At 38.5% G+C, this 21,518-nt stretch carries 23 protein-coding genes, 1 pseudogene and 1 riboswitch; of the genes and pseudogenes, 12 read left to right on the forward strand and 12 right to left on the reverse strand.

What is annotated here, in order from left to right; all coding sequences use genetic code 11:
- Nucleotides 1-4 precede the first annotated feature (4 nt).
- Both WG932_RS29870 and WG932_RS29875 read left to right on the forward strand, forming a co-directional pair.
- A complete protein-coding gene (locus WG932_RS29870) occupies nucleotides 5-1,138 on the forward strand; it encodes an LruC domain-containing protein (protein ID WP_483086324.1) in 1,134 nt (377 codons plus the stop codon).
- 442 nt (nucleotides 1,139-1,580) lie between these two features.
- Complete coding sequence (locus WG932_RS29875; RefSeq protein ID WP_483086325.1) at nucleotides 1,581-4,202, forward strand: histidine kinase N-terminal 7TM domain-containing protein; 2,622 nt, start codon at nucleotides 1,581-1,583, stop codon at nucleotides 4,200-4,202.
- A 60-nt stretch (nucleotides 4,203-4,262) separates the two neighbouring features.
- On the opposite strand, the gene WG932_RS29880 is transcribed toward WG932_RS29875, so the two are convergent.
- The 3 genes from WG932_RS29880 to WG932_RS29890 form a co-directional block, all read right to left on the reverse strand.
- The gene (locus tag WG932_RS29880) at nucleotides 4,263-4,583 is read right to left on the reverse strand and encodes a 2Fe-2S iron-sulfur cluster-binding protein (protein ID WP_014021243.1); all 321 of its coding nucleotides are present in this window, start codon (nucleotides 4,581-4,583) and stop codon (nucleotides 4,263-4,265) included.
- 15 nt (nucleotides 4,584-4,598) lie between these two features.
- Complete coding sequence (locus WG932_RS29885; RefSeq protein WP_483086326.1) at nucleotides 4,599-5,603, reverse strand: NAD(P)/FAD-dependent oxidoreductase; 1,005 nt, start codon at nucleotides 5,601-5,603, stop codon at nucleotides 4,599-4,601.
- A gap of 94 nt (nucleotides 5,604-5,697) precedes the next feature.
- The gene (locus WG932_RS29890; RefSeq protein WP_149394270.1) at nucleotides 5,698-6,132 is read right to left on the reverse strand and encodes a MarR family winged helix-turn-helix transcriptional regulator; all 435 of its coding nucleotides are present in this window, start codon (nucleotides 6,130-6,132) and stop codon (nucleotides 5,698-5,700) included.
- Nucleotides 6,133-6,300: 168 nt separating this feature from the next.
- On the opposite strand from WG932_RS29890, the gene WG932_RS29895 reads away from it, so the two are divergent.
- Complete coding sequence (locus tag WG932_RS29895; protein WP_483086327.1) at nucleotides 6,301-6,666, forward strand: SDR family NAD(P)-dependent oxidoreductase; 366 nt, start codon at nucleotides 6,301-6,303, stop codon at nucleotides 6,664-6,666.
- Nucleotides 6,663-7,085 (forward strand): annotated as a pseudogene (locus WG932_RS29900) (SDR family oxidoreductase); the annotation flags it as partial. The gene WG932_RS29895 and the pseudogene WG932_RS29900, both read left to right, overlap by 4 nt.
- On the opposite strand, the gene WG932_RS29905 reads toward WG932_RS29900, so the two are convergent.
- The 4 genes from WG932_RS29905 to WG932_RS29920 all read right to left on the reverse strand — a co-directional run bounded on the left by WG932_RS29905 (nucleotide 7,080) and on the right by WG932_RS29920 (nucleotide 11,379).
- On the reverse strand, nucleotides 7,080-8,060 hold the full coding sequence (locus WG932_RS29905; RefSeq protein WP_483086328.1) for a c-type cytochrome: 981 nt from the start codon (nucleotides 8,058-8,060) through the stop codon (nucleotides 7,080-7,082). The pseudogene WG932_RS29900 and the gene WG932_RS29905 overlap by 6 nt on opposite strands.
- Before the next feature lie 129 nt (nucleotides 8,061-8,189).
- The gene (locus WG932_RS29910; RefSeq protein WP_014021248.1) at nucleotides 8,190-9,206 is read right to left on the reverse strand and encodes an ABC transporter ATP-binding protein; all 1,017 of its coding nucleotides are present in this window, start codon (nucleotides 9,204-9,206) and stop codon (nucleotides 8,190-8,192) included.
- A gap of 12 nt (nucleotides 9,207-9,218) precedes the next feature.
- Entirely contained in the window at nucleotides 9,219-10,241 is a 1,023-nt protein-coding gene (locus WG932_RS29915) for an iron chelate uptake ABC transporter family permease subunit (RefSeq protein ID WP_483086329.1), read from the reverse strand.
- Between the two features lie 4 nt (nucleotides 10,242-10,245).
- The gene (locus WG932_RS29920; protein WP_483086330.1) at nucleotides 10,246-11,379 is read right to left on the reverse strand and encodes an ABC transporter substrate-binding protein; all 1,134 of its coding nucleotides are present in this window, start codon (nucleotides 11,377-11,379) and stop codon (nucleotides 10,246-10,248) included.
- A gap of 103 nt (nucleotides 11,380-11,482) precedes the next feature.
- A riboswitch (cobalamin riboswitch) is annotated at nucleotides 11,483-11,694 on the forward strand.
- 189 nt (nucleotides 11,695-11,883) lie between these two features.
- Between WG932_RS29920 and WG932_RS29925 the strand changes: the two genes are divergently transcribed.
- The 3 genes from WG932_RS29925 to WG932_RS29935 are packed head-to-tail and all read left to right on the forward strand — an operon-like array spanning nucleotide 11,884 to nucleotide 14,809.
- The gene (locus WG932_RS29925) at nucleotides 11,884-13,770 is read left to right on the forward strand and encodes a TonB-dependent receptor (protein WP_483086331.1); all 1,887 of its coding nucleotides are present in this window, start codon (nucleotides 11,884-11,886) and stop codon (nucleotides 13,768-13,770) included.
- Entirely contained in the window at nucleotides 13,767-14,459 is a 693-nt protein-coding gene (locus tag WG932_RS29930) for a YncE family protein (RefSeq protein ID WP_483086332.1), read from the forward strand. The genes WG932_RS29925 and WG932_RS29930 overlap by 4 nt, the downstream gene beginning before the upstream one ends.
- A 17-nt stretch (nucleotides 14,460-14,476) precedes the next feature.
- On the forward strand, nucleotides 14,477-14,809 hold the full coding sequence (locus tag WG932_RS29935; protein ID WP_483086333.1) for a YncE family protein: 333 nt from the start codon (nucleotides 14,477-14,479) through the stop codon (nucleotides 14,807-14,809).
- A gap of 335 nt (nucleotides 14,810-15,144) precedes the next feature.
- Here the strand turns inward: WG932_RS29935 and WG932_RS29940 are convergent, their stop codons facing one another.
- The 5 genes from WG932_RS29940 to ruvC form a co-directional block, all read right to left on the reverse strand.
- Nucleotides 15,145-15,741, reverse strand: coding sequence for a hypothetical protein (locus WG932_RS29940; RefSeq protein ID WP_483086334.1), 597 nt, complete (start codon nucleotides 15,739-15,741; stop codon nucleotides 15,145-15,147).
- A gap of 3 nt (nucleotides 15,742-15,744) precedes the next feature.
- Nucleotides 15,745-16,458, reverse strand: coding sequence for an LVIVD repeat-containing protein (locus tag WG932_RS29945; RefSeq protein WP_483086335.1), 714 nt, complete (start codon nucleotides 16,456-16,458; stop codon nucleotides 15,745-15,747).
- A 65-nt stretch (nucleotides 16,459-16,523) separates the two neighbouring features.
- A complete protein-coding gene (locus WG932_RS29950) occupies nucleotides 16,524-17,021 on the reverse strand; it encodes a hypothetical protein (protein ID WP_483086336.1) in 498 nt (165 codons plus the stop codon).
- Between the two features lie 137 nt (nucleotides 17,022-17,158).
- Nucleotides 17,159-17,575, reverse strand: a complete 417-nt coding sequence (locus WG932_RS29955) for a nucleotidyltransferase substrate binding protein (protein ID WP_014021255.1) — start codon at nucleotides 17,573-17,575, stop codon at nucleotides 17,159-17,161.
- Nucleotides 17,576-17,646: 71 nt separating this feature from the next.
- Nucleotides 17,647-18,222: a crossover junction endodeoxyribonuclease RuvC gene (ruvC, locus tag WG932_RS29960; protein WP_014021256.1), complete on the reverse strand. Its 576-nt coding sequence runs from the start codon at nucleotides 18,220-18,222 to the stop codon at nucleotides 17,647-17,649.
- Between the two features lie 145 nt (nucleotides 18,223-18,367).
- Here ruvC and WG932_RS29965 point away from each other — a divergent pair, with 145 nt between their 5' ends.
- From WG932_RS29965 to WG932_RS29985, 5 genes are read left to right on the forward strand one after another with little or no spacing between them, the layout of a single operon-like run.
- Nucleotides 18,368-18,781 (forward strand): glycosyltransferase, encoded by a 414-nt coding sequence (locus tag WG932_RS29965; protein ID WP_483086337.1) that lies wholly within the window; start codon nucleotides 18,368-18,370, stop codon nucleotides 18,779-18,781.
- Between the two features lie 54 nt (nucleotides 18,782-18,835).
- Nucleotides 18,836-19,375: a glycosyltransferase family 2 protein gene (locus WG932_RS29970; RefSeq protein WP_483086338.1), complete on the forward strand. Its 540-nt coding sequence runs from the start codon at nucleotides 18,836-18,838 to the stop codon at nucleotides 19,373-19,375.
- Between the two features lie 43 nt (nucleotides 19,376-19,418).
- A complete protein-coding gene (locus WG932_RS29975; protein ID WP_014021258.1) occupies nucleotides 19,419-19,670 on the forward strand; it encodes a hypothetical protein in 252 nt (83 codons plus the stop codon).
- Nucleotide 19,671: 1 nt separating this feature from the next.
- Nucleotides 19,672-20,889, forward strand: a complete 1,218-nt coding sequence (locus WG932_RS29980) for a PP2C family protein-serine/threonine phosphatase (protein WP_149394261.1) — start codon at nucleotides 19,672-19,674, stop codon at nucleotides 20,887-20,889.
- Between the two features lies 1 nt (nucleotide 20,890).
- A complete protein-coding gene (locus WG932_RS29985) occupies nucleotides 20,891-21,517 on the forward strand; it encodes a polysaccharide deacetylase family protein (protein ID WP_149394260.1) in 627 nt (208 codons plus the stop codon).
- Nucleotide 21,518: the final 1 nt, after the last annotated feature.

The following is a 21,518-nucleotide window of genomic DNA, read 5'->3' on the forward strand; positions in this document are numbered from 1 at the left end:
GTTTTTGATTTCCAATGGTTGGCAAGGGAATCAGATTACTAGTGGAAATGGTGTTTTTTATGCTGATAAGGACTTAAACACCTTCAATGGTAATGAAGCATTAAGAGATCAAATGGTGTTTTTGTATGATGCCACGGAGCAATTGTTATTAATGGGATGGGAAGATATCCGAAGAGATTTTAATAATTGTGACCATGATTTTAATGATGTAATGTTTTATGCATCCTGGAATCCTGTCACTAGTGTGGATGTAGACGAGTATGTCCCTATTGACACTGAAGAAAAGGATTACGATGAGGATGGGGTAACAGATGATCAAGATGAATATCCTGAAGATTCTGAAAGAGCTTTCAATAATTTTTCTCCTGGTGTCAATATTTATGGAACCCTATTATTCGAAGATTTATGGCCTAGTTTTGGAGATTATGACCTGAATGACTTGGTAATCGACTATAACGTAATAGAGGTATCAAATGCGAACAACCTTATCAAGGAAATTGAGTTAACCACAGTGGTGCGTGCTACGGGAGCAGGATATCGCAACGGTTTCGGTTTTCAATTGCCAATTTCGGCTGATCAAGTGGAAAGTGTGGAAGGCGTTCGTTTAAATACAGGTAAAATTAATACTACAGCCAACGGCCTTGAACAGGGACAAGAATTGGCAACAATTATAGTAATGGATGACGTCAATGACCAATTGCCGTTTTTGTCAAATGTAACTTCCGGTACTCCTCATCAAGAAGAGGATACAGTTGTTGTGAAAGTTGTTTTCAAAACTGCTGTTAGAAGAGCCGAATTAGGTAATGCTCCTTATAATCCATTTATGATTATTAACCAAGACAGGGGTAGGGAGGTACATTTAATGAATAAACAACCTACAGATTTAATGGATAAAGGTTTGTTTGCTACCGGTGATGACCTAAGTTCAACCGATGATGAAAAGTATTTTATCAGCAAAGAGGGATTTAACTGGGCGCTACATATCCCTAAAAGTATTCCCTATGCTCAGGAAAAAATAGATTTCACAAAAGCTTATCCTAAATTTTCCGATTGGGCCAAGTCCGGAGGAACTTCCTATTTAGACTGGTACTTAGATATGGATGGGCAGATAAATACCGAAAGTATTTATAAGAAATAGGTTTTGTAATGCATTTGAGTAGGATTTACATGAAAAAGTAAAGTTTTACTTTTTCATGATAAATTAATGAAAATCTTTGTATGTAAACTTTGGAAAGATAACAGTTTTATACCTTTCTACTTTTTTGTAATAAATGGAGCAAAATTAAATTATTAATTTTAAAAGGAAGGTAAGCATATCCAATCTTGGTCTAATTGTATGTTTTTGTGTATGTGTGAATTGTCAAAAATTCCTTTATTTTTATAAATATTATTAAGGCTTTCTAAATATTAATTTGAGCATTTTAATTAGTGAAAAAGCCATGACTTAAATAGCTATAGAGTTCATTTTACAGATCCCTTTAATTCAACACAAATAGTGGGAGTAAAAATGGAAATTATGGCTAGAAAGGTTTATATTTCATAACGATAATACGTTTTTTAATATGCTATCATCATTAAATTTGAATACTTTATTGGTTTTATTAGTGGTGGTAGCCATTGCTCCGGTCATTCTTATATTTTTTTTAAAAAAAGAAGTTCATGGCAAGGCAGCTTCTTACTTTTCGGGTTTAATGGTTGCCTGTTTTGTGTATTCTATTTCAAATGTTGTTGAACTGTCTATGACAACTGTTTTCAGTAAGCTGTTAATGCTGAAAACAATGTATATTGGTGCTGTTTCATTCGCTCCATTGGTGCTATTATTTACCCTTATTTATACTGAACGAGAAAAATGGATCACATCGAGGAGACTCATGTTATTGTTTATTGTTCCTATAGTAAACCTGATATTGGTTTGGACAAACGATTACCACCCTTATTTTTATAGCTCATTTGATCTGGTAGAAAGAGGGGATTTTATAATGATGGTCACCGGTAAAGGGTTCGGTTATTGGCTTCATCAATCTTATACTTTGCTTTTATTGTTTGTCAGCCTTTACCTCTTATTATTAAGAATAAGGGAAGTGCCACCTGCAGATTACAAACAGGTTTTTATGGTAATATTAGGGCTATGTTTCCCTTTTCTGGTCTATATATTGTATTTAACAATCAAAGGCCCCATACTAATAGATTTTATCACTTTTAGTTTTCTCGGTACAGGTGTGTTTTTTTACTTGGGCTTGACCCGCTACAACCTTTTTAAAATTGCACCCATAGCATATAGAACCTTGTTTGACAATATGCAGGAAGGAGTGTTGGTTTCGGATACTTCAGGCGGTTTAATCACCCTCAACCTTGCTGCTGCAAATATGTTGGAGTTGAAAACCATCAATCAAAAATTAGCTTTAAAAGTAATAGAAAAAGGCTGGCCTGAAGTTAATGAATTGCTTACTTGTGCGGAAGAATACAGAATGATAGAATTTTCATGTAAGAAGAATGAAATTTTAAACTGGTATTTGGTCTCAAAATCTTCAATCAAAGGGCAGAATAGACAAGTGGTTGGGAGTATAATACTGGTAAGGGATATTACGCAAGAGAAACTTTTTCAATTTGAGATACAAAGGTCGAGGGAAGAGGCAGAGGAAGCCAATAGGGCCAAAAGTGAATTTTTAGCCAATATGAGTCATGAAATAAGAACCCCATTGAATGGAGTGATAGGCTTTACAGAACTATTGTCCAATACTCAATTGAATGGACAGCAGATAAAATATGCCAATACAGCTTTAAATTCAGCCAATGCATTACTTGATCTAATCAACGATATCCTTGATTTGGCAAAAATTGAATCAGGGAAATCAGAAACTAATATTCATCAGCTTCATCTTCATGATTTTTTAGAAACCATCTTAGATGTATTAAGTTTTCAGGCACATAAAAAGGGATTGGAATTAATTCTTGATTTAGACCCCCGAATTGGAAATCTTATTGAAGTGGATGAATTGAAATTAAAACAAGTACTGATTAATTTATTAAACAATGCCCTGAAATTTACAAATAAGGGACAGGTGATATTAAAATTAACCCTGCTGGATTCTCTTATAGAGGGTGACAAAGAGAAGCTGAGGGTTCGATTTTCTGTTATAGATAGTGGAATCGGTATCCCTAAAGATAAGCAGCAATTAATCTTTGATGCATTTTCTCAAGCGGATTCCTCAACTACAAAAAAGTTTGGAGGAACGGGTTTGGGCTTAACCATTTCTAATAAATTACTCAAATTATTAGATAGCTCAATTCAACTGAATAGCGAATTGGGTAAAGGAAGTGAATTTTACTTTGACCTGGATCTTGTAGCTATTGAACCCAATGTTTCAGAAAAAGATTTAAGTGAACTAGGGGAAGCATTAATAATAGATGCCAATGAAATTTCAGGGAAGGTGACCAAATCGTATTGTGAAAGAGTTGGTGTGAAAGCAACCCATACTTCAGTCATTACCGATGGATTTTTTACCTTAGAGACCAACCCGAACATAAATCTTGTGATTTTTAATAACTCCATCTTAGGAAGCAATAGTGTTTGGACCATGCAAAAAATGATGAAGTTAGTAAAGGAAAGGGTGCCAAAAGTGAATTTTATTGCGGCAGTGGAAAGTATCGAACAAGAAAGGGTTGTAAAAAATTACAATTCCATAGGCTGTGAGGCCATACTTTATAAACCTGCCACTCCAACCAAATTAAAAAAGATATTTGAGAGTCTCTTGAAAAGCAATAAAGCAGAACCTGTTCTCACTCCACGTGACAATGGGAAGGTATTGGATTCTAATACTGAAGAACCATTTCGCCTATTAATTGCAGAAGACAATTCGGTGAACAGAATGCTGGTGAAAATTTACATGCAGAAATTGGATCCTAGTGCTATAATAATGGAAGCTGATGATGGAGAGGAAGCATTAAGCATAATCAAGGAAAACTCAAATCTTGATTTGATAATTACCGACATCAATATGCCGAAGCTAGATGGTTATGAATTGCTAAAAGCAGTAAGGGCTACTTCAAGTACCAGACACATTCCAATTGTAGGGTTTACAGCCAATGCTTTTAAAGATGAAATTAGTGAAACGAAAAATTCAGAATTTGATGGTTTCCTAACCAAACCGGTGGTTCAGGAGAAATTCCAAAAGACAGTCAGCAAGTGGCTTAAAAAATAATAACCAAAGAAAAAGGGGTAAAAAAAGGAGCTGATATTTGGTATCAACTCCTTATATTAATTAATTGTCTTCTCCTCTGAGCTTGATAACAGCTCCTTCCAATTCGTCACTGATTCTTACCTGACATGCCAGTCGGCTGGTAGGGTAATATTCAGGAAGGGCTTCCAATTGATCTAATTCTACATCGGTAGCATCGCCTAGGCCATCTTTGCCTTCTAATACTTCAACATGGCAAGTAGCACAAAGTGCCATTCCTCCACATGTTGCCAAAACTGGATATTCGGATGCTTTTAATATTTCCATTAAACTCAAGCCCATATCATCCGGGGCTTCAATAGGCTGGCGATTGCCAGCGTGATCTTCTACTGTGAATGTAACCATTTTGCAAAAATACGATTAAAATGTATTTACACCATTAACGGTAGTATATTTAAAGCTTAATTTCTGATCCGGATACACAAACTTAAATGCAGAATGCATCATGATGGCGGCTTCATGAAACCCACAAAGGATTAATTTCAATTTGCCGGGATAAGTGTTAATGTCTCCAATAGCATAAATTCTCTCTACACCGGTAGAATAATCCCTGGTATCTACTTCAATGGCATTTTTGTGTATGGTTAAACCCCAATCCGCTATTGGTCCTAATTTGGGACTTAAACCAAATAAAGGGATTAGGTAATCGGTTTCAATCTGAAATTTAGATTTACTTTTATCTTCCAAATAGACCGTGTCTAAATGACCATTACCTCCAAGCTTTTTAAGGTTGGTTGAAAGGATTAGGTCAATTTTACCCTCATTTGCCAAGTCAAATACTTTAGACGCAGAGTCAGGAGCACCTCTAAAAGTTTCATTTCTATGAACCAAGGTCACCTTCTCTGCTACATCAGACAGGTAAATTGCCCAATCTAGAGCAGAATCTCCACCTCCGGCTAAAATCACTTTTTTATCTCTAAATTGCTCAGGGTTCTTTACCATATAAGTAACTCCTTTACCTTCAAACTCTGCAAGGTTTTCCAAAGCAGGTTTTCTAGGCTCAAAACAGCCCAAACCTCCGGCAATGATGATTACCTGAGCATGAACTTGGGTTTTGTCATTGGTGGTGACAATGTAAGACCCATCCGTTTGCTTGCTTAAATGGTCAACACGTTCTCCTAAAGAAAAGGTAGGTTTAAAAGGTTTGATTTGCTCCATTAAGTTGTCTACCAATTCTTGAGCCTTTACTTCAGGATATCCCGGTATGTCATAAATAGGCTTTTGTGGATAGATCTCCGAAAGTTGTCCTCCTACTTGCGGTAAGGCGTCTATCAGATGGCAACGCATCTTTAATAAACCTGCTTCAAAGACAGCAAATAAGCCAACCGGGCCTGCTCCAATTATGCAAATGTCAGTAGTAATCATCTTTTAGTCGATTTTTATGTGTTAACCTCTTTAAAAGTCAATAGTTTGTACAAATATAGTTAGTATAACAACTAATGTTAAGTAACTGTTAGAATTATTCTGCTAGATTATTGTAAATCGTGTTCAGTATTCGTTTAAATTCTTGAAAATCTTTCTCGTCAAGATTTTCCCAAGCCTTTTGCCTGATGTTCGCTATTTGAGGTTTTAGGTCTTTTACCTTGTCTTTACCCTCTTGAGTGAGATGCAACTGATAACTCCTCCTGTCTTCTGGGTGCTGTACCCTTTCCAAATAACCTTTCTTACAAAGAATATCTACAATCCTTGTTAGGGTTGGATGATCCTTAAAAACCAATTGGGCCAACTCTGTTTGGCTGAGTCGCTCATTCTCATTTAAATTCTTCAAGACCAGCCATTGGTCCACCGTAATGTCAAATTCTTTTAACTTGAACTTTTGCTGTGCGTATTGCTTGACCTTCCTTGCGGTCCTGTCCAGCAAAAATGAATACCTACTAAATTGCTCGTATGTCATGCCAATAATTAGTACGACAAATATAATTAATATTTTAAATACAATCCCAACAAACCCTATAAAAAAGATAGGAATTGTTGAATAATAAATAATTTCTCAAATTTATAGCTGATTTGGAATATCATTTTTATAATTTTAAACGCAAGACCATTTCAAAATAATACCAACATGAATATAGATTTAAAAGGATATCAGGCCGTAGTAGGAGGTGGGACCAGTGGGTTAGGACTGGCAACAGCCCAACAATTGGCAAAATGTGGGGCCTCTGTAATCTTATTAGCCAGAAATAAAGAAAAATTAGCGGCCACAGTTGGATCCTTGGACAATAGTGTAGGTCAAGTGCATCAAAGTTTAGCTATTGATTTTCTAGATTTCCACTCCTTTAAAGCAGAAACTGAAAAATTTTTTACCGGAAAGAAAGTTGATATATTGGTTAACAATACCAATGGCCCTGAAGCCGGTTCTGTCATTCAAAAAACACTGAGCAGTATCAGCAAGCATTTGATTTACTTTTTAAAACCTACCATCATTTAAGCCACCTTTTGTTGGAGGGAATGCAAAAAAGAGGTTATGGAAGAATATTAAATGTTTCTTCAGTTACAGTTAAGGAACCAATTCCCAACCTAATTTTGTCCAATACCATGCGAACGGCAGTCGTAAGTTGGGCCAAATCTTTATCCAAGGAAGCGGCTCCTTTTGGAGTAACTGTCAACACCATCCTTACCGGTTCTTTTGAAACAGAAAGAATTGAATCGATTATTAAAAACCAATCGGAGGCAACAGGGGAAGATTTCAAAGAATTGCTGCGGAAGAAAAAGGTTGCCATTCCTGCCAAGAGGTTTGGCCAACCTGAGGAGTACGGTTATTTGCTGGCCTTTTTGGCCTCGCCTTTTGCGTCATATATTAACGGAGCAAGTATCCCAATCGATGGGGCAGCCTTAAATTGCCTATAGGCTTTTTGCTTTGGTGAATCTAACAACAAGATTATCTACCGGTTTGAGGGTTTGCAAATAGCTGTAAATGGCTTCCAAATCCTCAGTGGTAATGTCGGCATACATGTTCCAGGGCATTATTGTTTGCGGTTCTCCTTCTTGGACTTTTCTAAGCTTACTTCTGTCTTTGTATTGCTTAAATCTTTCGACAAATTGCTCTTTGCTCCAACTTCCTAGTCCCGTGGAATGGGGAGTGAGGTTGGAGCTTGTTAAAATATTGCCCCCGGGCATGGTAAATACCCTCCCTCCGGCAAGATTTTCACCGGTAAATTGTCCGTTTTCAAATTTGGTATGACATTCATTACATGAAGCTGCATTTACAAGGTATTTTCCATAAGCAATAGCATCAGAAGTGGGAGGTTTGATGGAGAATTCAGCTTTTTGAGGGATGGTACGCATGATTAAGCTGAATGGGAAATCTGGCTCAGATGTAGGCTGAACTTTTTCAATAGCTTGCAATGATCGGATATAGGCAATTACAGCAAGAATGTCTTCTTTGTCCATTTTTCCATAATTTGCATAAGGCATTATAGGGAAAATGGGGTTTCCATCTTTTTTTACCCCGGTTGTAATTAGCCTAAAAAGTTCACCGTCAGAATAAGATTTGAGGTTGAAAGGAGTAATGTTGGGTGAAATAAATCTACCTGGAAATCCCAAATCATGATCGAAAACCTCTCCTCCGGCACCTTCTGTACCAGGAACCGGTGGGCCACTATATAAACTAAAATCTCTTTTGGAATGGCAGTCAATACAAAGCATTACATGATTTGCAAGGTATTTTCCTCGATTCAGTGTTTCTGAACTATTGGTTAGGCTTATACTCTCGGGAGGATTGCCTACATCAGGTAAAACCATTTGAATGTAAACAATAGCACCAACTATAAATACCAAAAGGAATGTTAATATTATAAGCCCAAACTTTAAATACCTATTCATATCCAATGAAATTTAGATTGCAGATTGTTAAAATTCATAAACTTTGTAAATTCAAAATTATAGTTTATAATAATCTGATTATCAATATAATAAATTCATCAATATATCAAAAAAAATAATTATATTTTTTTAAGATGAGGCGTTTTTTAAAAATCTAATCATTGCAGATATACTTGAAAAAGTTATGCTTTTTTGTCCCTTGTAGACAATTATCTCCAATGGGTTGTCTTTGGTGATTATTTTTTCGGGCATGGAGAGGTCTAGGTTTTTTCTAAGTGCATTTTTGACCCAATGCCTCATATTTTTGGGACCGCTTATTTCCGGTAGAAGACTAGGGTTTTTTAACCTGATTTTTCCATTATTGGCATCTATCTCCCATTTATTTCCGGGCAGTAATTTCTGAATCTGACCTTCCAACATGAGGTCTTCCGGGCTCCCTGAAACCAAAGGTTCTTGATTACCCATGATCCATAATTGATCTGCTGTCTCCATAGCTACTTCTAGATCATGAGTGACCACCAAAATAGCTTTACCGGCTTCTTTTGCCAGTTTTTTCAGCAAATGCATGATTTCAAACCGATTTGTAAGGTCCAAGTGTGCCGTAGGTTCGTCCAGAATTAAGATGCTGCTGTCTTGTGCCAATGCCCTTGCGATCATGGCCGTCTGCCGTTGTCCATCACTCAGTTCGGACAATTTCTTATGGGAAATCAAATCAAGATGAGTCATTGTCAATACCTCATTCACAATTTTATTGTCTGTCTTGCTTAAATGGCCCAACCAACCTGTGTGGGGCGTACGGCCCAACGCTACTAGTTCCCAAACCGTCATAAGGCCTGAACGAATTTTCTCAGTCAAAACTACTGCAATGGTTTTTGCTCTTTCTTGATCATTCAGCAACTCGATTTCATGTTTCCCTAACCAAATTGATCCTTTTATCGGAGGATTTTGATTCATGATTGCCTTCAATAAGGTAGACTTCCCAACCCCATTGGGCCCCATCATACAGGTCAATTCTCCACTATACAAATCAAAAGAAACATCAGTAGCTACAGTATTGATTACCCGATCATTTTTATATCCAAGCACCAAGTTTCTGGCATAAATGCATGGTTTTATTAGTCTAAGGCTGTCAATGTTGGTTTCCATAACTTAAAATAATTAAAACGCCTCACTAAAGTTTCTTTTCATGATCAGCCAGATAATTAAAGGTGCACCTAAAGCTGTTGTTACCGCATTGATTGGAAGGCTTGTTGCTAAGCCGGGCAACTGACCGATGGTGTCGCAAGCCAATAGTACCAATATGCCTAAGATGGCGGTGGCAGGAAATAATATTTTGTGGTCATTGGTTTTAAATAATAATCTGGCCAAGTGTGGGACAGCAATTCCGATAAAGGCAATAGGTCCGCAGAAAGCGGTTATTCCGCCGGTTAGTATACCCGTGCTGATTATCATTATCCACCGTAATCTTTCGAAATTAATTCCCATGCTTTTGGCGTAAGTTTCCCCTAATAGCATGGCATTGTAAGATTTTACGGAAAATATTACCAACGATAATCCAATTACCAGGGCTCCGGATAAGTACCATAGTTCACTCCAACCTGTATTCCCGAGGTTGCCCATGGACCAAAGCGTAAACATTTTTAATTCTTCAGCGGCACTAAAATAGGACAAAAGAGTGACCACTGATGAGGCTGCACTACCAAACATCAACCCTACAATTAACAAGGTCATGCTGTCTTTTACCTTCCAAGCTGTCAAACCCATCAAGACCAATACTCCGATGGCCCCTGCGCTTGATGCCAGAATGGCCGCCCAATAGTTGGGAGTACCTGACAAGATTTGCCAGCCAAAGGCTGTTCCAGCCATTGATAATATGGCTACCCCCAAGCCGGCACCTGAACTGATTCCTAAAACAAATGGGCCAGCAAGTGGGTTTCTGAAGAATGTTTGCATCTGCAAACCACTTACAGAAAGTCCTATTCCTGCTAAAATCGCAGTTAAAGATTTTGGAATTCGATAATTGATTACTATAATTTCCCAGCTCTCCCTAGGGAAAGAATATCCTCCTAGTCTTTCCAAAAGAGAGACAAATGGAATCGAAATGGTACCAAGGCTAAGGTTCAATAGCCACAGAAAGAACATTAGAACCAAACAGACGATAAACTTAACTGGGTGAGTCATGTGTCTAATCTTCTAATTTTTGGAAATACCTAAATTGATGGTCAACTGCCTTATCGGGGTGGAGAATTTTAATCATGTCCAAAAGTACTAAATCTGGTCGCAAGTAGCCTTCTTCAAAATACCTATATCCTCCCTTTTCCCCTTTGCCCAAAGTATAAGTGTATACTTTTTTCTTTTTATATGCCTCGAAATCAATGTATTTAGGGTTTTGTGCCACCATACTTCCTAAAGAAGCATTGTCAGCCGCCCCAATCCAAAAATCCGCCTGACCTGCCTGATCTAAGACAAATTCATAATTCAAGGTCAAGCTCCCCGTCCCTTCCATTTGGTCGAATAGGTATTTACCGGCAGCATCCCCAATGATTTTAGCTGCCCAACTACCCTTGGCAGGTGCATACCAAATGTCTTTGTACATGGACCCTGACAGTACGGTGGGTTTGTCTTCTGAAGAAATAAGGCTCACCTTTTCTTGGGCAATTTTGTAATTGTTGGCTATTTTATTGTACACAGCCTCTGCTTCTTCTAGTTTTCCCAGTAAAACTCCGGTGACCTTAATCCACTCAGCCCTTCCCAATGGGTGTTTTTCTTGGTACTCCTTATTGATTATTACAGGTATTTTTGCTGAATTTAAGCGGTTTTCCATTTGGGAGGTTTCACCAAATCCAGATACCATAACCCAGTCGGGTTGAATGTCTATGATCTTTTCAATATCCCATGCAGGCCCTTTACCAAGATCAATGATTTTGTTAGAATTGATTCTTTTTCTGGTTTTTTCTGAAGTGATCAGATCCAGGTCAGGGAAAGCCATTAAGTTTTCCTCAGCATCTAAGTAATCCAGATGAGCAACCTGCGGAGTAGCCGATAGTATGACTTTATGACTTCCTGCAACAATCTTTCCATCGATAGGGATTTCCGGGAATTTACCCTTATCCTCGTCACTATGCACCAAGAAGAGTTGGTTTTTTGTTTTCTGATGAATGATTTCAATGATATAAAAATTGTCCCCACGAAAAAGTGAAAACCCTTCAGCATATTGCAAAGCAATTTCTTCCAAAGTGTCCAAACTTACTCTTTGTGTGGATGGTTGACAAGATGAAATAAATAAAAGTACAAAAATTAATGAACGGATAGCAGCCATTTTTCAGGAAAAAGAATAAATAAAATTTGATTTTCATGTCAAAGTAAACCATTGCTTAGACCATTTCCAATAACTTAATTTTTTCAAATAGAGTTTTTAGCGTATGTTTGTGCCGATTTATGGTTCCCGATCCTTAACCAGGCGCTCGGGATTAATAGGGAATTCGGTGAAAGTCCGGAACTGTCCCCGCAACTGTAACCCGGTCTTTATTTCAATAAAGAAAACGGAAATCCATCCTTTGCCATTGTCCTTGTTGGATGAGAAGGCGGATTTACCTTGGGAAGTCAGGAGACCTGCCATTAAAATCTTTTCATTCGTAGCTTTCGGGAGAAAGGCTGAGAAGAAGGTTTTAGCTGCTTTCAATATTTTCATTTATGGAACATTGATAACCAAGTCAGGTACCTGTTGGTGATTGTCTAGACTTGCCTGCCAGTTGATATTCTCTATTCTCCTAATTTTTCCCACAAAGCATGAAATAGTGATGCTTATATTAAAAGAAAGAGGATGTCATTAATAGCTTGTTTGATTTTTATGATTGCGAGTTGGCAAAGTGAACCGGATTCCTCATCTGTTTTCCCACAAGATACTCTGGAACTGTCACAAGTGGAAGTGCAAGCCTTTGCTTTAAAGAAGTATGCTTTTGGTCAATATGTAAGGTCCCTCGATAAGAATAGGTTAGAGCAATTATCGGGATATTCATTAGGGGAGGTTTTACAGCAGGAAACTGGTTTGTTTTTAAGACAATATGGGCCTGGAATGTTGAATTCTCTAAGCATGCGTGGCACTTCAGCAGGACACAATGCCTTGTTTTGGAACGGATTGCCGGTTAATAGCCCTTCTCTTGGTCAGGCAGATTATTCAATTTTCCCTTTGGGTGGATTTGACGCAGTGAATATTCATTATGGGAGTTCCGGGGCTTTATACGGTACGGATGCTATCGGTGGATCTGTTCATTTGTCCTCAAACCTAGGATTCAATACCGGAAATGAGTTAAAGGTTGGAACTCTTGTGGGAAGTTTTGGCCGCTGGCATCAGCAGGTAAGTTATCGGCAAGGGAATGAAAAATTTGCCTTCAAAACCAACCTTTATCGAAATTATACAGCTAATAATTTCACCTATAAGGATTATGCCAGTCCGGGTACACCGGAAAAGCGTCAAGAACACGCCAAGGTTTCTCAAATAGGTTGGGTGCAGGATTTTTCCTATAAAATTAATTCTGTACAGTCACTGAAAGCCAATCTTTGGCTCAATACCAACGACCGGCAAATACAGCCACTGCTTGGTTCATCAACCAATGATGTTCAAGAGGATCGGAGTTTTAGAGCGGTTATAGATTATACCCATGCCGGTGAAAACCTTATTTGGACTGCTACCACAGGGATTTCAAATGACCTGATGGTATTCAATTCAGATAACAATCAAACCCGCTTAATTTTGATAGGGACCGCCTTGGATTACTCTTTTTCTCCAAAATGGCAGACCCTTGCCGGTATTCGTTATTCACATATCAAAGGGCGATTGGCCACCTATGATCGACAGGAACAGCGAATAGAACTGTACCAAGCCACCAATTTCAAACCAAGTCAAAATCTTGGGATTTCTATGCAACTCCGGCAGCTTATCCATGAAGGAGAAGCCGTTCCTTTTACTCCTTCCATAGGTGCGGAATGGAGTTTTTTTAAATCAACTGTTTGGAATTGGCAGTTAATTAGCAACCTGTCGAAAAGTTTTAAAATACCTACTTTAAACGATAGGTTTTGGGAGCCCGGTGGTAATCCTAATTTAAAACCTGAGAAAAGCCTTAGCAAAGAAATTGGACTAACAAGTAAGGCGCATTTATCTGCATTTAGTTTTGAAAATAGGCTTACCTATTTTCATATGAATGTGGATAATTGGATTCTATGGTTACCACAGAGCACTTATTGGCAAGCCGAAAATGTCCGCAATGTGGTCAATCAAGGGTTGGAGTTTTTTTTTAAAGGTGGGTTTGAGCAAGGTAATAGACGTTGGACGCTGCATGTAGACTATAGCCTGAATAGTGCAGTCAATCAATCAGGAGATTTTGGAAATTCGCTTAGTCAAGGTAAGCAGCTTCCTTACGTGCCTAAGCATAAAATACGTACACAAGGCAATCTCCAGAAAGGTCCTTACAAGCTGTACATTCAGAATCAGTGGACTGGTGAGCGTTTTGTGACTACAGACAATCAAACCGTATTAGCCGCATATAGCTTGTGGGATACAGGGCTTACTTATGCTTTTGACTGGAAAGGAAAGCTAAAAGGGAATCTTGGATTCCATACAAATAATATTTTCAATGTAGATTATCAGGTGCTTCGCCTGCGGTCTATGCCCGGAAGAAATTTTCAATTTAATTTAAATGTAGTGTTATGAAAAAAATGCAGTTAGTCTGTAAGTTGTTTTTGTTTGCCATTTTGGTGTCATGTGGAACTGATCCGGTTGAAATACCTCAAGGGGCCTATGAAGATGGTGTGCTAATAATAAATGAAGGTGCATTTGGAGCCAATGATGGTGAAGTTTTCCATTTTGACAACAATACAGCAGAGCTTGAAGCCAATGTTTTCGAAAATGTTAACGGTAGACCTTTTGCTGGATTGCTTCAGGATTTGATTAGTTATGAGGATTATACCTACCTAGTGGCCAACACCGGTAAAGTGGAGGTGGTGCAATCCGCAGATTTTATTTCAGTAGGAGCCGTTAATAACGACTTGGTAAATAGCCGAAGCATGGTAAAGGCTGATGGTAAATTGTATATTAGTGATTGGGGCCCCTATGATGCCAATTGGAGCAATACCGAATCATTTGTGGCAGTTGTGGAAGATGTTACAGGTGGGGACATCGCTTATAAAATTCCAACACCATCTAGACCTGAAGGGATTACCTTTATAGGTGATAGAGTTTTGGTGGCCTGTCAAATGGGTGCCATTGCTGTGATTGAAGTTGGTGATGATGAAGTGGAGAAAACAATAGATGTGGCAGGAACGCCATTTTTCTTTTTGAATACCAAGGAGGCACCTACCTTTATGCCAAGGATAGTGAAAAAATCTACCTGCACAAGTTAAATACAGCAACTTTTAATGTGGAAGAAAGCCTTGAGTTTTCTGTGGACAATAGCATTTACAATGGTAACTTTTCAATCAGCAACAGTGGTGAATTATTTGTAATTAGCAACCAAGATACTGAAGATGTGGTTGTAAAACTTTCCCTTTCTTCTGGATCGGTTGAAAATGATAATTTCTACTCGGGCAGCAACTTCTATGGTTTGGGTTATGATGATGACACTCAAACCTTGTATATAGGTGAACACAATGGCTGGCAGGGAAATGGTTCTGTGATGCGTATCAATGCCCAGGGAGACCTTATTGATGAGGTAAGTGTAGGAAGAGGGCCTAGTGGGTTTTATTTCCCATGATTGATTCATTTACCATATTTATTTCTGAAAGCTAGGGTTACCTCCTGATTTAATGAATAGCGAAACCACTAATCATCAGATTGTATAGTGGTTTCGCTTTTTTTAGCGGAAGCAGAGCGAAATCGAGTTTCGGCGACTGCTCGGAACCGAAGCCAAAGGATAACTTTCCTGTTTACCTTCTCTTTCGACTCTGCTCAGGGTCCGGTAATGCGGATAACGTCCTCCTTTCAACTTCTTCGGCTCTGTTCAGGATCTGGTTAACCTGCTGTCATTAAGAATTATTAGTAGATCAAATTCTAAACTTCGAATTGATTTTAATAGTAAAAAATATCTTATTAAAAAGAATAGCCAACCCTATAAACTAGATTGTTGAAAATAACTTTATCTTCTTCATAGTAACTCCAATCTTCAAGTCGGTTTCTGTCGGGAGATAACCTGGAGGGATTTCCGGTATAAAAATAACTGATTTGTTGCTTCAATGAGAAACTTATCGTCCAGAAGTTGGCTTTTTTGGTTTTATACCTTATACCAAAGGTCCCTTGGGCCATCCTGCCACCTTTCCGCCAATGGTGTTGATCCCATTCGTTAATTTCTACTTTTTCAAAAAGGGCAGAACCATAACCAACATCTACACCAGCATATAACTGCCATTTGTTTTGTGGGTTTAAAACTCCTCTCCAGCCTACTGCCAGAGGTAGGACGGAATAGTTACCGTATTGGTCTAAGCCTGTAACGAAACCTAGCGTATGTTTCCGGTGAATTTGCACCCCATTTAAAGTTTGAAAGGTGAAGTTGGTTCGGGAACCAAAATTGTCAGTTCCTGTAAGCAGCCCTAATTCCGTATGGTTAACAAAAGGCAAGTCTTGCCCTTTGCTAATCAAAGGGCAAGAGCAAATGAATGCTACTAAGAAAAGTACAAACAGGTTTTTCATCGATCAGTTGGCCACATTGATACAACTAAGTTCTTCCAGTTTTTCCGGATTGGAGTAATCAAATTGACAAACGCCATCAGGACCAATTACAATCAGTGATTTGGGGCCGGGGATAATGTCTGTAAAAACATAGTTTTTCAGGTGTTCAATCAGGTTGTTGCTAATCTCTTTAACATCTGCCACGTTGAAACTTTTTAAGCCTTGTTCCCCTTCAGCAAGATAAAGGTAGTCTCCGGAAAGTCCTAGTCCATGAGGATTGTCCATGGGGTAGGATTGAATAAGAGTGGGTACATTCAAGTCTTTGATGTCAAGCACATGAAGTTCATTGGCGCCATTTCGGCAAATTGCAGCACTCCTTAAGGTGACAAAGGCATAATCATCATTAACTACCACCGGGTCACATGAGGTGATATGTGAATATACTGCCAATTCCCTAGGTTCAGCAGGATTGCTGGCATCATAAATGTGCATACCGGTCATGGATCCGATAAAGAGATTACCTTTGAATGGAAAGATTGTCTCAATACCCCAGCCTAAATCAATATCGCTTAGGTATTGGGGATCCATAGGAGATTCTACATTAAATACCCGCATGCTGTATTCGTCTACCGTATAAAGGTGACCTCCCAATAAGGTAAACCTTGCCATTGACCCTCCCTGCCCATAGCTTTGACCTCCATCAGATTTAGAGCTGAAGGCTGCGGATTCCAAAGTCATAATGTCTGTACGGAAAGTTGGGAATCCCCAGCTGTTCCATCGCATATTGGATTCCGTGGAGGTAATCAGGGTGTCTTTGTAGGTGACAATCGTTCCTGTTTCTTCATTGGAATAGAAATTGGGGAATACGTCTTTTTCCCTTTCACCAATTGAATATTCTCAGGGTTTGAGATATCAAAGGCCAATAAATCTACGTAATTGTCTGCATATAGAATGCTTTCATTGATGGCCATGTCACCCGTTCCGGGAATATTGATGAAATTTAGATTTTGAGGATTTTCGGGGTCAGTATTATCCAATAGGTGTATGCCTTTACCGGGTTCTGAAATAAAAAGATAATCTCCATAAATATAAATTTTGCCCGGTTGATCCAGAGGAATTCCCGGTTCAATGATAATGTCAGCTTCTCTAAAAGAATTTACTTCAATAAATACCGGCACCTGAGTTTGATAGGTATAGGTCGTTTCTATTTGGTCTTCACAAGAGGGAAGTACCATTACTAGCATAAAGGAGAGCATAAGCTGTGCTCCGAGAATAAATCGAGGGTGTAAATTTGTTTTCATGGCATGTCAGGAATAAGGTCAAAGAATAGCATTAGCATTGATTGTGCTAATTTTCCCTGTCAAGACGAAATAAATTGTCAAAATGCTACACCTTTTAAAAAATAAAATAATAAAAGCTTAAGGGTGGCTTAAATTCCTCAAGTATCAAGCTTTTTACTCATATTCCTTTCAAAGGATTCAAGAAAACCTAAGTAATTTTTGACAATGTTTTCGGAGAGCGAGCCCAGATAATCTCCCGGATAGAGCGGATTGTATTTAATTCTATGGATAATCATGTCCAACCAGCCTTGCCCATCATCGATCAGGTCTGCATGAAAAGCTTCCACCGTAATGTCCCTTGATCCTGAGAAAGGAGGCTTGCCTTGGTTTTTAAAATAGGCAGCGATGGTTTCAAGAGCCGCATCATGGGTTTTCTCAAAACTTACAATCAATTTTGACCGGACCTCATCATTCATTCCGTGGCTTTTTCCTTCAAGAATCAAATCTTGTAGTTCATTTAACTGATTGGTAAATTCAGCAAAACAGTTTTCGCAGTCCAGCACTGGTTTTCTCATGGGTATATTGAATTAGTTCTTTACCAATTTATCAAATATGAGCTAGAATTCTAAAATTTTTTAACAAATCTTTATTTTTTAATTCGGTCCGGATTTTCATTGATGAATGATTTCCATCCACCACTCCTTCCTTTTGTTTGAATCCTTCCATCATGAAAATGATGACACAAAGCCACTGCCAGGGCATCGGTCGCATCCAGTAATTTTGGTATCTCGTCAAAGTTCAATAAGGATTTAAGCATTTCAGCCACCTGTTCTTTAGAAGCATTTCCATTGCCGGTGACCGACTGTTTTACTTTCTTGGGAGAGTATTCTGTGATAGAGACTTCCTTGGCTAGTGCTGCCGCCATGGCTACCCCTTGCGCCCTACCTAGTTTGAGCATGGACTGTACATTTTGTCCATAAAAGGGGGCTTCCAATGCCATAGAATCAGGTCCGTGGGTATCAATTATAAAACTGATTTTATCAAATATCTTTTTGAGTTTTAAGGCATGGTCACTGTACTTTTTCAAGTGAATTACTCCAAACTCCATAACAGTGTATTTATTTCCTTTTACCAATATTAGGCCGTATCCCATCACAGAGGTGCCGGGGTCTATTCCTAAAATGACTTTTTCCTTAATTGGATTTTTTACAATTTTACTCATCAGTGCAATTTACCACAAATCCTCTAATGCTCCATGAAATGCTTGCCATAGGAATTTGCTATTTTTTGTTAGTTATTAGTTATACCTGGGGATTATACCTTTTGGGTAAAGCCTGGCAAGTGGAGTCCCCTGCCAAAGCGCAAGCTTGCCAACTCCCACCGACTTCAGCATTTTGGTACCTTTCAGAAATGAGGAACGAAAACTTACTGCCTTATTACACAACTTATTTGTCAATTTGCCTTTAGCTTCTAAGGTTGTTTTTATAGATGATCATAGTGAAGATGATGGAGCTGCATTAGTTCGTAGCTTTATCGAAGCTTTTGATGTCCAAAATTGGTGTGTAGAACCTAGCAAAGGGCAGGGTAAAAAGGCAGCCCTCACCACAGGGATTGAAGCGAGCCAGGCAAAAATAATTCTGACAATAGATGCAGATGTTAGCCTGTCAAAGGAATGGGTAAAAACCATGTTGGCTCCTTTTAATAAAGAAAATATTCAATTGGTAGCCGGTCCTGTCATGACTTATTCGAATGCCGGTATTTTTTTAAATTTCAACAAATAGAGTGGGCAAGCCTGCTATTGGTAAGCAATTATTTTTTAAATAGGACGTCCACTTATGTGTAGTGGTGCTAATTTGGCTTTTCGAACAAGTGCATTTGAGGCAGTAGCAGGGTATTCCGGTAATTTTCATATTCCTTCAGGGGACGATGAATTTTTATTAAAAAAGATTAATAAAAGATTTGGGCCTGATGCTTTGGTTTACCTGAATAGTCCTTCAGCGCTTGTTCAAACAGAGCCTTTAGCATCTCCCGAAGATTGGATTTGTCAACGAAGCAGATGGGCAAGCAAATGGAATGTCCACAAAGAATATGGCCACGGTTTTACAGCAGCCTTACTTGTGTTTTTTTGTTTGATTGTGTTAGCAAGTATTCCCTTGGCTTTTGTTTCATGGAAACTTACCTGTATGTTTTTATTGGTGTGGGGCTTGAAATTACTGGCAGAAAAGGCGGTTTTGAGCAAGGTCTTGAATTCCTTCGGCCTTATATTTTCAAATCATATTTGGTTCTTGTCAGGCTGGATTTACCCAATTATGGTATTAGCGAGTCTTCCGAATGCTATTTTAGGAAAATATACCTGGAAAGGAAGGAAAAACTAATGAATCCCTTATTTTTGTCATTGGACTTAATGGCCTAGCAACAATGACTAATGATGAATTTGACCTTTTGGATGAGTTGTATTTTCTTCAGTCTTTTCAATACCTGAAATCTAGTTTGGGGTGGGAGGATGAAAGACTGTTAAAGAATTTGGAGATTTTACTGAAAAAGGGCTGGGTAAGGTGTTATGAGGGGCCTGAAAATGAGCTTTTTGAAGCATTGCCTCTTACAGAAAAAGCCAAAGGTTATTTTTTCCTTGCCACCAAGGAAGGTCTACTCAAACACAATACCTTATAATATGACAGGGGAGACCATCAAATACCAAAGGAAAGAGCTGGAGTTAAAAGCATTGCTGGAAATCACCCAAGCCATCAATGAAAATAAAAATGAGCGCGTACTATTAAATATTTTCAAATTTACCTGTCTGGTTCATTTGAATATTAAATCACTGGTGCTGTATGTATACAATCAACAAGAACAGTTTTTTCTTCGAAGAATTTCTCATCAGGTAAAAGAAAAACTTCCAGAGGAAATTCAAAAAGGAGACGTTCAGGAGAATAAGGAATTAGGGAAGTTGAGCTTGTCGCTTTCAGGTGAATATTCATTTGCAGAAGTAAATATTTATGTACCCGTTTATCACAAAGATAAAATGTTGGCCATCCTCTTCTTAAGTACAAAAGATGAAGATGCAGGCTTGGATTTGGATTTTACACAAGCATTAACGAATATCTTGGTGGTTGCTTTGGAAAACAAGCGCTTTGCAAGAAAGCAATTGGAACAGGAGAGTTTTCGAAAAGAAATGGAAATTGCCAGCAATGTTCAACGGATGCTTTTTCCTGCAACCTTGCCTAATCATGAGAAGCTAAAAGCGAAAGTAACATATATTCCCCATTTTTCTGTAGGCGGGGATTATTATGATTTAATTCAGCCAACTGAAGATGATGTATATTTTTGTGTGGGGGATGTGTCAGGAAAAGGCATGCCGGCATCTTTGCTGATGTCCAATTTCCAAGCGGCCCTTAGAACACTTTTAAGAAGTGGCACAGACTTGAAAACCATAGTTGAGCAATTGAATTTGTCCATCTTTGATGCCACCAAGGGTGAACGATTTATCACTTTCTTTCTAGGACATTATTCCTATAGCCAAAAGAAGTTAACTTACGTGAATGCAGGGCATAACCCTCCCATTTTATGTTTAAATTCCGAAGATTCAGCTGAGTTGCTCGAAGCAGGGACCACTATTTTAGGGGCATTTGAGACTTTGCCATTTTTGGAACTTGGAGAAAGAGAAGGGCTAGACCATTTTGTCTTACACCTGTATACGGATGGTTTGACGGAGGCCATGAATCCGCAGGATGAGGAGTATGGAGAAAAGAGGTTGCTTGACTACATCAATCAATGCAGAGATAGTACTCCGGAAGATTTTCATATTGGCCTTTTGGAGGATATGGAAAAGTTTTCTGATGGAGTTCCCGGAAGGGATGACATTACTTTATTAAGTCTTCAATTCAATTGATATGCGATTGTATAAGGTTCCGGGTTTAGTTCAAAAGTTGATGAAAGGATATACCTGGCACCGAGATCGTAAGGTAAACACAGTTTATTTGACCTTTGATGATGGGCCGGTTCCCGGAGTTTCTGATTTTGTTTTGCGTCAATTGGATGACTATAAGATGAAAGCCAACTTTTTTATGGTTGGAGACAATGTTCAAAAACATACTTCTCTGGCCTTGGAAGTAGCCCGGGCAGGGCATGGGATAGGAAACCACACTTTTCATCACCTTAAAGCACCAAAAACTTCACTTGGGTTATATTTGGATGATGTGGAAAAATGCCAACAAGTCATTGAAGATAAAGTGGGAGTCAAACCAAAATTTTTCCGCCCCCCATATGGTAGAATGGGCAGCAATTATGTCCGCTGTTTGTCACAGGAGTATGAAATAGTACTTTGGGATTTGATTTCATGGGATTTTAAACAAGAACTACAGCCTTTAAAAGCCCTGAATAAAATAAAAAAACACACAGAAAACGGTTCCATTGTTTTGTTTCATGATCAACAAAAATCAAAAGCAAATTTGCAAAAAATATTACCTGCCTATTTAGAATTTTTGGCTAGGAAAGGTTTCAAAACAGCAGTATTATAAA

It is taken from the genome of Cyclobacterium sp. SOCE241 (assembly GCF_056867545.1).

Coding starts and splice junctions, on each gene's coding strand:
- WG932_RS29880 (WP_014021243.1), bottom strand. CDS start 4,583: ATGGTTACATTCACAGTAGAAGATCACGCTGGCAATCGCCAGCCTATT.
- WG932_RS29885 (WP_483086326.1), bottom strand. CDS start 5,603: ATGATTACTACTGACATTTGCATAATTGGAGCAGGCCCGGTTGGCTTA.
- WG932_RS29890 (WP_149394270.1), bottom strand. CDS start 6,132: ATGACATACGAGCAATTTAGTAGGTATTCATTTTTGCTGGACAGGACC.
- WG932_RS29895 (WP_483086327.1), top strand. CDS start 6,301: ATGAATATAGATTTAAAAGGATATCAGGCCGTAGTAGGAGGTGGGACC.
- WG932_RS29905 (WP_483086328.1), bottom strand. CDS start 8,060: ATGAATAGGTATTTAAAGTTTGGGCTTATAATATTAACATTCCTTTTG.
- WG932_RS29910 (WP_014021248.1), bottom strand. CDS start 9,206: ATGGAAACCAACATTGACAGCCTTAGACTAATAAAACCATGCATTTAT.
- WG932_RS29915 (WP_483086329.1), bottom strand. CDS start 10,241: ATGACTCACCCAGTTAAGTTTATCGTCTGTTTGGTTCTAATGTTCTTT.
- WG932_RS29920 (WP_483086330.1), bottom strand. CDS start 11,379: ATGGCTGCTATCCGTTCATTAATTTTTGTACTTTTATTTATTTCATCT.
- WG932_RS29925 (WP_483086331.1), top strand. CDS start 11,884: ATGTCATTAATAGCTTGTTTGATTTTTATGATTGCGAGTTGGCAAAGT.
- WG932_RS29930 (WP_483086332.1), top strand. CDS start 13,767: ATGAAAAAAATGCAGTTAGTCTGTAAGTTGTTTTTGTTTGCCATTTTG.
- WG932_RS29940 (WP_483086334.1), bottom strand. CDS start 15,741: ATGAAAAACCTGTTTGTACTTTTCTTAGTAGCATTCATTTGCTCTTGC.
- WG932_RS29945 (WP_483086335.1), bottom strand. CDS start 16,458: ATGACTTTGGAATCCGCAGCCTTCAGCTCTAAATCTGATGGAGGTCAA.
- WG932_RS29950 (WP_483086336.1), bottom strand. CDS start 17,021: ATGAAAACAAATTTACACCCTCGATTTATTCTCGGAGCACAGCTTATG.
- WG932_RS29955 (WP_014021255.1), bottom strand. CDS start 17,575: ATGAGAAAACCAGTGCTGGACTGCGAAAACTGTTTTGCTGAATTTACC.
- ruvC (WP_014021256.1), bottom strand. CDS start 18,222: ATGAGTAAAATTGTAAAAAATCCAATTAAGGAAAAAGTCATTTTAGGA.
- WG932_RS29970 (WP_483086338.1), top strand. CDS start 18,836: ATGTGTAGTGGTGCTAATTTGGCTTTTCGAACAAGTGCATTTGAGGCA.
- WG932_RS29975 (WP_014021258.1), top strand. CDS start 19,419: ATGACTAATGATGAATTTGACCTTTTGGATGAGTTGTATTTTCTTCAG.
- WG932_RS29980 (WP_149394261.1), top strand. CDS start 19,672: ATGACAGGGGAGACCATCAAATACCAAAGGAAAGAGCTGGAGTTAAAA.
- WG932_RS29985 (WP_149394260.1), top strand. CDS start 20,891: ATGCGATTGTATAAGGTTCCGGGTTTAGTTCAAAAGTTGATGAAAGGA.